This window comes from Pseudalkalibacillus sp. JSM 102089 (assembly GCF_041366475.1).
GTDB classification, from domain to species: domain Bacteria; phylum Bacillota; class Bacilli; order Bacillales; family Guptibacillaceae; genus Guptibacillus; species Guptibacillus hwajinpoensis_B.
Genome location: NZ_JBEWYW010000005.1, coordinates 1 through 14,114, shown reverse-complemented (window position 1 = coordinate 14,114; position 14,114 = coordinate 1). Strand labels below are relative to the sequence as shown.

Here is a 14,114-nt window from a genome sequence, read left to right as displayed (position 1 = left end):
TAACCATCCTTTCTATTTTAGGAAAACTACAATTCTCTCGATTGTCCTGTGCTATCTCTGACTATTAATTCTGGTTTAAGCATCAGTTGTTCATGCTTGAAATTGTCTTTCTCTTCTATTTGCTTCAAAATCGATTCGCAACCGAATTTACCAATATTCAACTTCTGAACATCTACAGTTGTAAGAGGTATACGGAAATCTTCGGAAAAAGGAATATTATCAGAACCTATAATCGACACATCATCAGGAATTCGATAGCCTTCTTCAAGGAAGGCTTTAGCAATTCCAAACGCCATCGTATCATTCGCTGCAAACAATGCTGTTGGTAATTCACCATTACGGATTAGTTCGAGTGTACGCAATCTAGCGTCCTCAGAATTATAGCCCCCTTGTAGAAGCCAACCACTTTCGATAGGAAGACCGTTTGCAGTCATTCGATCTTTAAAACCTCTTTCTCGTTCGAGACTATTTTGTCTTTCACCACCCATAAAAGCTATCTTCTTATGTCCTAACTGGATGAGATGGTCTGTTGCTACACAGCCTACTTCGTAACTGTTTGCACAGACCAAACTACCATTGAACTCTCTTGGGGCACGGTTTATCAATACATATTTAATATCTTCTTTCTCCAATAAGTCTAAGACTTTGGAATCCACATTATCTACAGTAGCTAAAATCAGACCATCTATCCCTTGCTCGATCATCGATTCGATGACTTGATATTCTCTATCTTCATTATCTTCAGTTGTAGACAATAAAACGTTGTATCCAGCATTAATGGCTGTCTGTTCTAACCCTCTAAGCATCAAAGGATAAAATGGGTTGGTAATTTCTGTTACTGTAACACCTATTAGTTTACTTTGTTTCCGCTTCAAACTCCTCGCAATCCGATTCGGGCGATAATGTAAATCATCAATCGCCTTCACAACCTTGCGTTCTAAATCTTCACTTACGAACTTTGTCTTATTCACAACAGCTGAAACAGTTGCAGTGGAAACTCCTGCTTTCTTTGCTACATCCTTAATCGTAACCATTGGTTTACTAATTTGAATCACCTCGAGGTGGAATAATTAAATTTCCAGCTAAACGTTTAGCTAAACGATTAACTGAAGTATAACGAATATATTTTCACATGTCTAGGGTCAATTGAAAGAAAATTCTCGCACTTTTTCTTGATTTAAAATGGATATTTTTTCAAGGTAACATAATAATCGATTAAAGAAAATTTTCCCGCAAGATTTCCCATCAATGGAATGATCATAGAAACGATTATCATGATGCACCATAAATAAGTTTAATTTCTTTTACCCAACATTTAATCAGGTTAATGTTCCAGATCTTCTCTATTCTCTATACTAATATAGAGTTACAAGAACAGCTCTATCTGATTCTAATAAGAAATAAAAAAATAGGTAGGTATATAAAGAATTCCTAATTTACTATAAGTAGTACTAAGATGCCTTAGAAAGAGTTCATCAATTTTCAATTCATTTATATAATCTTTCAATCGATAACTACTTAAGATTTGTTCTTTTTCTATACTAATGTAGATTCAACATCCCATCTAGAAAAATCACACTTAAAGTATCCAACGTAAATATACATTAAGAAAAGCCACCAAAAATGGCGACTTTTCTTCTCTTTTTAATCTAATCCTATGAGTAAAGCATCCCCATTTTCACTAACTTTAATGATTGCCATCGTTTTATCCTCGAATATTTCCCCCGTTCCTTCCGAAATAAAGAAACTCTCTATACCGTATTGGACATCATGATCAGAATAGGTGGTGCCATTCAAGATAACATCGTCATCAGAAGGTTCATATGGTTTATTCCAATCACCTTCGATTTTGTAATACCCTCCATACTCATAACTTCCATTCGCAGTAGAAGCGAGAACAACTTTTATCTTCTTATTAGCTGGAAGAACGGGCCCTGGCAACGTTGAGATATCGTAGCGAAGCGTCACATAATCCCCTTGTAACATCGAGCGGGGATCAACAGGCGCAAGAGCAAGACGAATCTCTTTCCCAGATTGAAGCGCTACCTCATTTTTGACGCCATTATAGGTGACGATCGAAATCATCAGAATGACAACCAACCAGATTAAATTCCATCTACTTGCGACGAAAGTGGGTTCTTCATCAGTCGTTTGTGTGTACTTTCGTGATACCGTTCGCGTAATGACTAATACAAGAAGACCAGCTACCAGTAGCGTGATCGATTTATGAACGAGTGACCATGCGATGTCATAGTATTTGTAGAACAGAAACGCATACCATAACACGAGCCCTATCCAATAGCGAAATGAATTCGACTGCCATGGTTTGTAAAAGACAAGCAGCGTGGATAGAAGAAGAAACACACTATTTAAAAGCCAATATAACCACTGTCCTTCAAAGAAGAACGTTAAGATAAACAGTGGCACGATACTATAAACGAGAGCGTTGCGATTGAACCATCCATCACGTCCGAGAATATGAATCAATCCGTTACCAACGATAAGAACGAGCAACAGTAGCGGTTCGTAGGAATCCAACGCAATAAGTGATTCTTCCATTTTAAAGAGAAATAAAAGAAGTACTCCGTTTGCGAGCAGATAGGCATACGAACCAATCCAGGGGTTCGCAATGAGTTTAAGTACGGCTCCAATCATACCGAAAGAGATGAGCATCACAACGACCGTTTCAGTCTGAAAACGATTTGAAAAGGCATCTATTAAGTTAGCTAATGCTAAGATTGATAACCCAGACAGCAGGAGAATATTTGATAAAAACGGAATTTTCCCTTTTAATGCGAGACCTGGTAATAACAATAAAAAAAGAGATGAAAACATAAATGCAAGGCCATTGTCCCAGCTGAAAATAAGAAATATGATTCCTGAAAAAGCGAAAATTAACATTACTGTACTCACGACAGTCACCACAAAGAGTAAGGCTGATTTAAACACGCGCTTCCGAGTTTCGGAACCCTGTTCACTTCGTTCTAATCTAGGAAGATACTTCACAGTCAGAAATACAATTAAGCCAACAACAATTAGTAACAAAAACGGCAGAAGATCGCCCAACGCATCGCCTAACCCTTCTAACATTTTCCCGAATAGAAATAATCCTAGTGCAATCCCCGATAAGATAAACAGTTCCTTTTCTTCACGATGTTTCCAAAGAAATACGCTGATCAATCCGTAGCCGACATAAAGCCATGCCATAATCGTACTGTATTCCCAATAACCAAAACTAGAAGCGATGAAGACATATTGAATGAAACAAAAGCTACCGAACATGATCCAATTAGATCGGAGCCATGAGGATCGCGACAGAAAAAACCAAGCATGAGTGAATAGCAAATAGATGAAAACTAGAATCAACGCTGTCTCCGGCTTCCAATCTGGAAAATAGGACGATGGAAACACATAGAAATAAAAAGCGAGCTGACTTAATAAAAAACCTAAGACATAAAACGCTTTATATCCCGTAAGTGCACCAAATACGAGCGCTGGAAGCAGCCAGATCAGATACAGGAGATACGAATCGGCATGGGAATTATACGTTTGACCAATAAGCGCCACGCTAACTCCAAACGCAATTGTTCCAGTCAGCCAGAGCCACCTTTCTAGAAATCGGTGTGAATGCTGAAGACGACTAAGGATTGTCGCTACGACAAAGAACAACAACATTAGTCCAATCGCGAGCCCGATCTTTTCCACCCGCTCGATTCCTTGCCAATTCGATGCGAAGAAATAGATGATGCTACTGATAAGCAGTGATAATCCAAGCAAATATCCTGTATGAATCTGCTTTATATTCATCAGCTCTTCCCCCTTTAACTTACGTTTTGTCAGTAAGACCATTTTATATGGAGTATATGATATCTAATTTGTTACTAACTCAAGTATACTAAAAATCTCACAGTCTTTATCCTTATATTACGAAAGAGACAAAATGGATCATCTGGATTTCTCTATTAATAGTGGAACCTCTTCCATTATCTGCATGAAAAACCCTCTTGCTTCTGCAAGAGGGTTTCCGTCAATTTTATATACTCAGTCGTTCAATTTTTAAAGTGGACTGTATCTTTTAAATCATTGCCTTCTTCTAATGAATGACTACTTGTCACCTTTTTTACAAACTCTTTGACCGTCTTAACGTTCACTCCCGACTCCCAATATTCGGCGATTTCAGGGGTAACTTTAACCAGTACAACATCCGGATCATCAGCAGAAGTATTTAGTAGTTTTTCAACAATTTTATTCATGTACTCATTCTTCTTCTCATTGTCCTGAACCAATTCAGCAGTTCCGCTAATCGATACATAAGATGAACCTGCGTATGCTAAGTTTACGGCAGGATTAAGCTTAATATCCTCATATTTGTCTGTATCTTTTTTCGTAATAAACCAGACCTCTTCCCGATCCAATTCCACTTCCTGCGTTTGCATTGGACGGGACATTAGCTTGCCACCTGAAGATATAGTGGTCAACATGGCCACCTTCTCATCTTTAATTAAATCTTTTATGTTCTTAATGGTTTCCTGATTTTCTGAATTTTGGTTAGTCATTTGTGATTCCTCCTTCGGTTACTCCTCAGCTACAGAACTCTTTCTCAAAAGAATAAAATAGCCAATTACATATACTCTCTTTTCCCGCTTAGCCATGAAATTACACTTTTCTCAAACAGTGGTATTCTGAATACTGCCTCTGCACTAAAAAAGCCCTTGTTTCCAAGGACTTCGTTACAATTACTTAGCTATTATTTATCATGTACTCAGGATTAGAAGTAAATGCTTCAGATCCTTTCATTCACTTACAATTTCATTAAATCATCTTTAATGGAATCGATCTGTGCAGCATACTTTTCTACCTTCTCACCCAACTCTTCCCAACGCACTTCACGATCCCGTACCATCCGCTCAACAACTTGTGGGTTCGGTCCACCTGTGATGTTTCTTCTCTCAATAAATTTAGATGGGTCAACTATGTGCTCCCAATCTTTTTCTGAAAGCTGTAACACGCCGATCCACTCATTTACTTCAGAAAGGCTCACTTCATATAATTCCTTCTTTGCATCACTTGCTTTCTTACTAACATAGCTCGAAATCTGGTGAGCCTTTCGAAAAGGTACATTATAATCTCTAGCAAGAACGTCAGCTAACTCAGTAATCGTAATCATGTTCGTTTTAGCTTGCTGGAGTGCTCGTTCCTTATTGAATTTCATGGTTGTAATGACAGCTGTTAATAGCTTTGTGACACGATTCGTTTTATGAAATCCGCTATAAAGGTGCGGTTGTAAATCATCTTCTGTATCCACAATATCTCCATATGGTGTGTTGTGAATCATTTGGATGACGCTTAGTCCTTCGCCAACTGCGCTGCTAGCGAGTGCTCTTGAATGTTCCAATGATACAGGATTTCTTTTCTGCGGCATAATGCTACTCACCTGGACATAAGCATCAGAAACTTTAAGTAATCCTACTTCATTAGACGCCATGCGGAGAAGCTCTTGAATCCACCTGCCCATGTTTGTCATCAAACTAACTAATGTAAGAGCTGTTTCTAGTAAATAGTCTCCTGTCCCAATCGCATCATAGGAATTTTCCATCACATCATCAAACCCTAGTAGCTCAACCATTCGTTCTCGACTGATCGGAAATCCAGTTGTTGTAATAGCAGCCGCCCCCATCGGAGAACGATTGACTGTATGATACGCTTGCCATAAACGGTCCACGTCTCTTGATAAGTTATCAGATATGGCGAGTAGATAGTGACCAAATGTGGTTGGCTGTGCAGGCTGCGTATGCGTGTGGGCTGGCATGACCGTATAAATATGGTCTTCTGCTTGTATAACAAGCGATTGCCCTAGCTTTTTAACGTTTCCCAACAAGTCGAGGATATGATCTCGAATCACGATCCGATACATCGCTTCACCCATATCATTTCGACTCTTCGCGATATGCATCTTGCCTGCTAAATCATGACCAATCAACTTCGCCACTTCGGCTTCAACAAGGAAAAAGAAATCTTCGTGCTCTGGGACATAGTTTAGTAACTTCTTCTCCATCTTTGCTACTTCATTGACTCCGTCCAAAATCTCCTTTGCTTCCCCAGCAGTAATAATTTTTTGTTCTTTTAGCATCGTCGTATGTGCGCGATGAATCATAAACATTGCGTCAAATAAATAGTCACGCTGATCTTTGAAAACCGGTTTAAGCAGTTCGTCTACGTAGGTTTTCCCGGGAAAACAAGCGCCATCTTCTAGCTCAAAATCTTCCTTTCTTTTATTCATGGTTTCACCTCATTGTACTAGAGCGTATTTTCTGATTTAACTCCGAAGAATGGTATCATTCTTTATCAATGGTAAAATATTAAAAAGAGCATAACCCAGTGTGGTTATACTCATTAATAATTATATGTTGTTGCAGCTGAATAGCAGCTTGAACAAGGTCGACCTCACTTAAGACATTGAGCTCGCTAAGAATCGTCCCAGTTTATCCTAGCTCGTACTATTTCTCTAATCCCGCTATCCCGAAGCCCCCGGCTCCAGAATGAGTCGAAATCATACCGCCCGCTTGGATCCATCTTATATTTTGGAATCCATGTTCTTTCGCAACCTCATCCATCCGCTGCTTGATCCTTTCATCGAGTCCGATGGAGTAGATAAAATAAAGCTGCTCTCGATCGATGTTGAATTCATTTAAGTAATCCCTCAAAAGTTTTTCACTAGCTCCACTCATTTTCCCGCGGTACTTCTTTGTAGACATTAGCTTTCCATCCTTCAACTCGATGCATGGTTTTATTTTCAACAGGGCTCCAATCAGTGAAGCCATATTGCTTACCCGTCCTCCTGCTTTAAGAAAATCAAGGCTGCCTGGGATGAAAGCGAGTCTTGATTTAGGAACGATTGACTCTATTTTTTCAACTAATCGTTCCGCTTCAATGCTAGGTTCCTTTTCTAAAACCTTAGCGGCGGACAATACGATCGCAGCTAATCCTCCAGTAACGTTCAAAGCATCAATGAGAAAAACGTCTTCAAATTCTTCCGCTGCAATGACGGCATTTTGAAAAGAAGAAGATGCTTTTGATGTATAACCAATATGTACAATAATGCAATCTGGGGAATTTTCTCTTATCGTCGCAAAAAACTCCTGATACTCATGAGCATTTGTAGAGGTAGTAGAAGGGATTTTCTTCGTGCGGTCGTAATAGTCATAAATATCCTGGACCGGCAATGAACCGTCTAAATAATCCTTACCATCCATAATAATGTGCATGGGAACGACTTGAATATCGTACTTTTCAGCTAAATCACCCGGTACGTCGGCACCGCTTTCAGTGGATAAGATAATCCTTCGCATTCGATTTCCCCCTTGGTTATGTTTAGGTCCGTCTTCACTTTCCCTGCATCATGCTTTAACTATACATGATAAAACCGTTATGCATTGAGATAACTTTTCTTCGCTGTACTTATAGCGCCTATTTCTAAATCGTGAATTGCAGGAAGGGCTCTCTTAGTTAGCTCAGCAGCTTGCAAGAAAAGTCATCACCCGAAAGTATTACCACCATTTATATTCATATTTTGTCCTGTGATAAAGTTAGCCTCGTCACTTGCTAAAAAACGGACCATATAGGCGATATCTTCTGGCTTTCCCAATCGATTCAAAGGAACACCTTTAATATAACTGTGTGCACTTGTCTCTGTACCTTCCCCATGACGTTCAACCGGAGTAAAACCTGGATGCACAGCATTTACAGTGATGTCATACTTACCCAGCTCATTTGCCCAAGAACGAGTCATTCCAATCATTGCTGACTTTGCAGTTACATCATTAGAAAAATCGCTATTTCCTATTTCCACAACTTCGCTCCCAATATTAATAATACGCTCCCACTGGTTTTCTTTCATGGGTTGGATAACCTCTTTCAAAAGCAATAAAGGAGCTTTCACTGTAAACTGCAGCTGATCCAGATATTCTTCCCAAGTTACTTCTTCCAATGAAAGTTCTGGCTGTGGATCTGTTGCGTTATTCACTAGAATATCAATCGGTTGCTCGAAAGTCTCTCGTGAAGCATCGATCAATCTTTCTACATCGTTTTGATCTGTAATGTCTGCTTGAAGCGCGATAGCCTCTCCTCCGTGTTCTTGAATATCACGAAGAACAGCTTCTGCTTTATCATAATTACTCCTGTAATTAAGGATTACCTTGATTACAGATTCAGCAAGTTTTTGTATAATCACTTTCCCAAGTCCTTTTGAACTCCCTGTTACTAGGGCAACTTTTTTACTCATCATCTCTCCTCCTATAACCATGCTTTTTCATAATACTTTCAAACATCATCCATTCTAGACACATATTTTTTTCCGCTTAGCCACCAAGTCACACGTATCTGAACCATCAGTAACTTAATGAATTAATAAACGTATTGACAGTTACTCTCCCTGGATAGTTGAATCATTCTATTTTCTATTACAAAACCCATTGTGCACAGGAGCACAATGGGTTTTGGTCATTTTAAAACGTTTCTTTTTTCATTCGACGATATTTTCCGATCATCGCATAAAAGACGGGGACGAAAACGAGTGTTAATAAGGTAGAAGTAGTCAGTCCACCTATGACCGTAATCGCAAGCCCCTTTGAAATGAGACCTGATGCAGAATTTGAAAGCGCGAGAGGAATGAGCGCAAAAATCGTTGCAAGAGCCGTCATGATGATTGGACGCAATCTCACTTTCGCCGCTTCAACTAAAGCCTCTGTCAGTTCTAAACCGCTCATTCGGTTCGTTTCTACGCGATCTAGTAACACTACTGCGTTCGTGACTACAATACCGATTAACATAAGCATCCCAATCATCGCACTCATGGAGAGCGTTTGACCTGCAATCAGGAGCCCTGCTAATGAGCCGATCGGAACAAAGATTAATGAGGATAGAATGACAATCGGTGTAATAATTCCTCTAAATGTGAGACTTAATACGAAAAACACGAGAAGAACTGCTGCCACCATCGCAAGTCCAAGATCAGCAAAGCCATCCGTAATCATCTCCTGACCACCGCCAACTTCCATCTCAACACCTTCTGGTAAAGAAAGCACCTGAAGATCTTCTTCAACAGATTGTGAAATTTGTGCTGTATTATCTGATTTGATATCAGCTGAAATTGAAGCGGACGTTCTGCCTTCATCATGATAAAGCGTTACTGGTGCCGTCGTTTCCTCAATTGAGGTGACATCGGATAATAATTTCATTCCATTTGCAGTTGGGAGCTGAAGTTCTTCCAACTCCTGCTTCGATGATACTTTATCATCATAGGAGAGATACATTTCCCACTTCTGATTATCGATTTGAATTGTTCCACCATCCAGTGGTTGCAAACGACTGTTTACAAGCTGCATAACCTGGAAAGGACTAACATTCGCTTCTTCTCCTTCATCCGTCAGCGACATCGTCCATTTCGGTTGAACTTCTTCGAGGTTGTTCGATACGTTCGTTAACTCACTATCTTGAGTTAGGAGTTCCTCTACTTGAGTGGCTGCTTTTGTCAGCTTTTCCTGGTCATCTCCATACAAGCTAACATCAATCGTGTTGCCACTCGGTGGGCCTTCCTGTTGTACTTCTGTTGCTTTAACGGTTCCTTCTTCATAAGCTTCTTTTACAATGTTCTGGACATCTTCTTCATATGTCTCCATCGTGCTTTGAAGATCGTCACTGTTTAATACCTTTACAAAAACAGTCGTTTCATTTTCTCTTGATTGTCCTGATCCTTCACCTGGAATTGGGCTACTTGATAGTCCAATTGATACCTGACTATAGTCAATCTCTTCTTTTTCTTCCAGATAGTCTTCAATTTGACTTGCAACCTCATTCGTTTCATCAAGCTGTGTGGTAGCAGGTAACGATACATTCAGTTCAAAAGAATCACTTTCGCCAGCTGGTAGGAAGGAAACGCCCAGTGCCGGTATCATAGCAAGTGAACCTACTAGTAATAGAAAAGATGTCACGAGAACGAGCGCTTTTTTCTTAAGGGCCCCTCTTATAAAACGTTCATATAAATGGTTTAATTTTGATTCCTTCTCTTGATGTTTTACTTTTTTAAAGAAAGCACTCCCGAGAACTGGAATCAACATCAGGGCAACTAAGAGTGAGATTGAAATTGAAAAAACGACAGCCAAACTAAATGGTCTGAAGAATTCACCAAGTATCCCTCCAACAAATGCGAGAGGCAAGAATACAACCAGTGTCGCTATGGTAGAAGAGGCAATAGCTCCTAGTACCTCTTTAGTTGCATAGTAAGTTAGTGCTTTGTTGGACAACTCCTCTTTATTCTCCTGACGCCACCTATATATATTTTCAATGACGACAATACTATCATCTACAATCCGCCCAACAGCAACTGCTAAACCACCTAACGTCATTATGTTCAACGTGTAGCCAAACTGATCAAGCAGGGTAATTGTTCCTAGAATCGAAATTGGAAGAGAAATAATAGCAATTATGGTTGCACGAAAATTTCTCAGGAACAAGAGAATGACAATGACTGTGAACAGTGCGCCGAATCCACCTTCTTTAAGAAGAGAAGAAATTGATTTCTCTACTTCTTCACCTTGATCAAGGATGGTGAATAGTTCCACGTCATCCGTTTCATATTCCCCAAGAACTTCTTTCACATGATCGACAACTTCCTTCGTATTTTCATCCTGGCTTTTCGTTACCTGAATGAGAAAACTTTCCTGTCCATTAAACCGAGAGATTTCATTCTTCTCTGATGCTTCTGTTACTTCAGCAAAATCCTTAAGAACGACTTCCTTACTTTCTTGTGGCAAGCTCTGCTGTGCCCCTTGTGGTGACGGACTGCTTTCAATCACAAATTTTGTGTTTTTCAGTTTATCAAGTGAGTCAATAGAGCCTTGTAGTTTAACTGGAATCGTCGTGTCTTCCTCTTCCACTGCCCCAAGTGGTAGGCTATACTCGCTCTGTGTTAACTTATCCTTTATATCATTTAACGTTAGCCCATACTCACTTGCCTTCTCTTCATCCACTTCAATAGAAAGTGTTGTTTCCTTTGTTCCTCTTAAACTTACACTATTCACACCAGCAAGTCCTTCAAGCTCAGGAACGATCACATCTTCAAGCTTTTGTTGAAGAGCATCAGCATCTTTAGATGAAAGCGCAGCTTCATATACCGGCCTTGCCCCAGCGGACATGCTTATAACCTCAACTTCCGCTTCCTCCGGGAGATCGGCTTTCGAAACGATATCTTCTAGTTCTCGTTTCGTTTCTTCAATATTCGTTCCAAACGGATACATAAGAGAGATTACACTAACATTTTCAGAAGATGTACTCGTTAAATCATCATATTTCGTACTATTTTCAAGTAGATCTTCAATGGGTATCGACACTTCCTGCTCAACAGCTTCTGTTGAAGCACCTGGATAGACCCCTTGAATAATAAGCGCAGGGAATGTGACATCTGGATAAGTCTCAACTTTGATCTGATTGGTAGAAATAATTCCTGCTGCCAGTACGAGCATTGTTAACAGTAATACACCAATCGAATTCTTCAAACTAAATCTAGTAAGAATTTTCATCTTATTCACTCCTTCTTCATCTGGCATCATTATACGACGTGAAAATGAACGCATTATGAACAAACTCATGTCATTTTTTTCAGTGCGATTTATTATCTCCATCTCCCGCCCAGCTAGTCACAGATAGTTACTGTGAATCATAGCGAGTGAATTTCCGCTCCATGAGGCTCGCTTTCCACGGGGAGGGCGAGCATTCTTTTGAAACTAAATCAATCAAAAGCAACAATCTTTTAGAAAAGAGCCAATTGAAAAAGCGAAAAGAAACATTTACGTTTCTTTTCGCCTTTTCATTTTAGGGAGTGTAATTGTAATTGTGGTACCAATGCCTACTTTACTTTCAAGCAAAACATTTCCTTGATGAAGATGAACGATTCGTTGAACAATCGCAAGTCCAAGTCCACTCCCCCCATTACTCGACCTTGCTTTATCCGCTTTATAAAACCGGCCAAATACATGTACTTGGTCTTCTTCAGGAATGCCACAACCTGTATCTCTCACTTCAACAATTACTTCTCCTGCTTTCTCTTTCAGTTGAATAGAGATAATACCATTTGATTCCGTATACCGAATACTATTTGATAGAAGATTTATCCACACTTGGCTGAGTTGATCATAATCCGCTTCGATTTGAACTTCCTTTAATTCAAGCTGGACCTCGATATCTTTTTCCGCCCACATTGCTTCAAGAGATAAAATTACTTCCCTTAACTGTTCATCAAGTGAATAGATTCGTAAGTGAAACATCGGATCGTCTGCATCAAGTGTCGTCATCTTCAAAAGATTTCCGCTTAATTTGGATAAGCGCTCTGTTTCTTTTTGAATAATCCCAAGGTATTTTTTTCTCTCAATCTCATCTAAAGAATTATCCTGTAAAACTCTGGCATAGCCACCAATCGACGTAAGTGGTGATTGAATTTCATGGGAAACATTCGCAACAAATTCCTGACGCATTTCATCTAAATGACTTAAATCTTGCGCCATATGATCAAAACTTCTCGAAAGGTCCCCTATTTCATCCTGCCGTTTACTATTGATTCGAACAGCAAAATCGCCTACCGCTACTTTTTTTGTCGCTTCGGTTAGGCGCTGAATGGGGCGAACAACGTATCTCATTAATATGACAAAAATGGTGCTACCTATAATAAGAACAAGGAGTAAAGTCGTTAGCATCACTCGTCTAATCGTATTCTCTTCAAACGAAAGGTCAGGTCTAATAAAAAGGGCGTAACGACTATCGCTGTTTTGAAATGGTAAGCCGACATTTAATTGGGATGGAGGGGAAGCTTTCCGATTATTCACACGAACAACACCTCCGTTTAATACTTTTTCGATGTGTTCTGAGGAAATTCGCCACTTCCCATTATCGATAGGCGTGACTGCTTTTCCAGATTCATTATAAAGGATAAGATTGTAATTAAAAGTTGGGATATTCGCAATGAATTCTGAAGGATCGGCGTAGCTCGAATTTTCATATAGATCTATCGTTTGACGACCTACTTCTGTAATATCTTTTTCGAGACGTTCTCGGACCGTATCAATATAAAAAACATTCATAATCCAGAATGAAAGTATGATACTGATTAAAACGACCCCGATATAAATGACGACACTTCTGAGATAAATCGACCGCTTCATTCTACTAACTCCAGACGATATCCAAGTCCACGCATAGTTTTAATAACAAAAGGAATTTCCTTACTATTAAACCTTTCTCTGATACGTTTAATATGAACATCTACCGTTCGATCATCTCCCTGGAAATCATAACCCCATATTGATTCAATTAACTGATTTCGTGTGAAAACCTTACCTGGGGTGCTGGCTAATTTAAATAGAAGCTCAAACTCCTTTTTAGGCAAAGAAATAGTATTTCCTCCAAGCGCTACGTCATGTGATTCAGCATTCATTTCAAATAACCCTATCGCTAATTTCTTCGCACTTTGAATCTGATATCTTCGTAACAATGCCTTTACCCGCATAACGAGCTCTATAGGGTCAAATGGTTTGACGACATAATCATCCGTTCCGAGTTTAAACCCTTTCACTTTATCTGAGGCCTGTCCCCTTGCCGAAACCATGAGAACAGGGAGATCGTAGTACGTTCTAATCTCTTCGCATAGTTGCCACCCATCTAAATGCGGCATCATAATATCGATAATGGCTAAATCAACTTTATTAGCCTCAAGGATCTTTATTGCCTCTTTTCCGTTTGAGGCTTTCTTAACTAAATATCCCTCTTTTTCTATGTATAACGCCATTAAATCGATAATGTGTTGATCATCATCTGCAAGTAATATCGTAATCATTATCACTAGCTCCTTTTCTATAGTGATAGTGTAATGGTGAAGTATGAATAGAATATGAACGGATAAAGAAAATCCAGCTCCGAATCTTCAATAATCATTAACGGTTGTTAGTAACGGTGATAAAATCCCTTATAACAACGGTACCAAATTCCCCACTAATAACGGATAATCATTCTATATAACTTTTAGACATGGAGTGTAGAGTGATGGTCCAGACTGGGGAATTTTTTAT

Annotated in this window: 9 protein-coding genes; all 9 read right to left on the bottom strand. The window is 39.4% G+C overall.

What is annotated here, in order from left to right:
* Positions 1-26 precede the first annotated feature (26 nt).
* The 9 genes from ABVF21_RS12580 to ABVF21_RS12540 all read right to left on the bottom strand — a co-directional run bounded on the left by ABVF21_RS12580 (position 27) and on the right by ABVF21_RS12540 (position 13,882).
* Positions 27-1,034, bottom strand: coding sequence for a LacI family DNA-binding transcriptional regulator (locus tag ABVF21_RS12580; protein WP_371018290.1), 1,008 nt, complete (start codon positions 1,032-1,034; stop codon positions 27-29).
* A gap of 610 nt (positions 1,035-1,644) precedes the next feature.
* The gene (locus ABVF21_RS12575) at positions 1,645-3,807 is read right to left on the bottom strand and encodes a GDYXXLXY domain-containing protein (RefSeq protein ID WP_371018289.1); all 2,163 of its coding nucleotides are present in this window, start codon (positions 3,805-3,807) and stop codon (positions 1,645-1,647) included.
* Positions 3,808-4,049: 242 nt separating this feature from the next.
* A complete protein-coding gene (locus tag ABVF21_RS12570; RefSeq protein ID WP_303535398.1) occupies positions 4,050-4,556 on the bottom strand; it encodes a pyridoxamine 5'-phosphate oxidase family protein in 507 nt (168 codons plus the stop codon).
* Positions 4,557-4,801: 245 nt separating this feature from the next.
* Positions 4,802-6,280, bottom strand: a complete 1,479-nt coding sequence (argH, locus tag ABVF21_RS12565; protein WP_371018288.1) for an argininosuccinate lyase — start codon at positions 6,278-6,280, stop codon at positions 4,802-4,804.
* 217 nt (positions 6,281-6,497) lie between these two features.
* Complete coding sequence (locus tag ABVF21_RS12560) at positions 6,498-7,349, bottom strand: DegV family protein (RefSeq protein ID WP_371018287.1); 852 nt, start codon at positions 7,347-7,349, stop codon at positions 6,498-6,500.
* A 185-nt stretch (positions 7,350-7,534) separates the two neighbouring features.
* Positions 7,535-8,281, bottom strand: a complete 747-nt coding sequence (locus ABVF21_RS12555; RefSeq protein ID WP_371018286.1) for an SDR family oxidoreductase — start codon at positions 8,279-8,281, stop codon at positions 7,535-7,537.
* Between the two features lie 223 nt (positions 8,282-8,504).
* Positions 8,505-11,576 carry an efflux RND transporter permease subunit gene (locus ABVF21_RS12550; RefSeq protein WP_371018285.1) on the bottom strand — a complete coding sequence of 1,024 codons (3,072 nt, stop codon included), beginning with the start codon at positions 11,574-11,576 and terminating at the stop codon, positions 8,505-8,507.
* A gap of 267 nt (positions 11,577-11,843) precedes the next feature.
* On the bottom strand, positions 11,844-13,211 hold the full coding sequence (locus tag ABVF21_RS12545; RefSeq protein WP_371018284.1) for a sensor histidine kinase: 1,368 nt from the start codon (positions 13,209-13,211) through the stop codon (positions 11,844-11,846).
* The gene (locus ABVF21_RS12540; protein ID WP_371018283.1) at positions 13,208-13,882 is read right to left on the bottom strand and encodes a response regulator transcription factor; all 675 of its coding nucleotides are present in this window, start codon (positions 13,880-13,882) and stop codon (positions 13,208-13,210) included. The genes ABVF21_RS12545 and ABVF21_RS12540 overlap by 4 nt, the downstream gene beginning before the upstream one ends.
* Positions 13,883-14,114 lie beyond the last annotated feature (232 nt).

Coding starts and splice junctions, on each gene's coding strand:
- ABVF21_RS12575 (WP_371018289.1), bottom strand. CDS start 3,807: ATGAATATAAAGCAGATTCATACAGGATATTTGCTTGGATTATCACTG.
- ABVF21_RS12550 (WP_371018285.1), bottom strand. CDS start 11,576: ATGAAAATTCTTACTAGATTTAGTTTGAAGAATTCGATTGGTGTATTA.
- ABVF21_RS12540 (WP_371018283.1), bottom strand. CDS start 13,882: ATGATTACGATATTACTTGCAGATGATGATCAACACATTATCGATTTA.
- ABVF21_RS12555 (WP_371018286.1), bottom strand. CDS start 8,281: ATGAGTAAAAAAGTTGCCCTAGTAACAGGGAGTTCAAAAGGACTTGGG.
- ABVF21_RS12560 (WP_371018287.1), bottom strand. CDS start 7,349: ATGCGAAGGATTATCTTATCCACTGAAAGCGGTGCCGACGTACCGGGT.
- ABVF21_RS12545 (WP_371018284.1), bottom strand. CDS start 13,211: ATGAAGCGGTCGATTTATCTCAGAAGTGTCGTCATTTATATCGGGGTC.
- ABVF21_RS12570 (WP_303535398.1), bottom strand. CDS start 4,556: ATGACTAACCAAAATTCAGAAAATCAGGAAACCATTAAGAACATAAAA.
- ABVF21_RS12580 (WP_371018290.1), bottom strand. CDS start 1,034: ATGGTTACGATTAAGGATGTAGCAAAGAAAGCAGGAGTTTCCACTGCA.
- argH (WP_371018288.1), bottom strand. CDS start 6,280: ATGAATAAAAGAAAGGAAGATTTTGAGCTAGAAGATGGCGCTTGTTTT.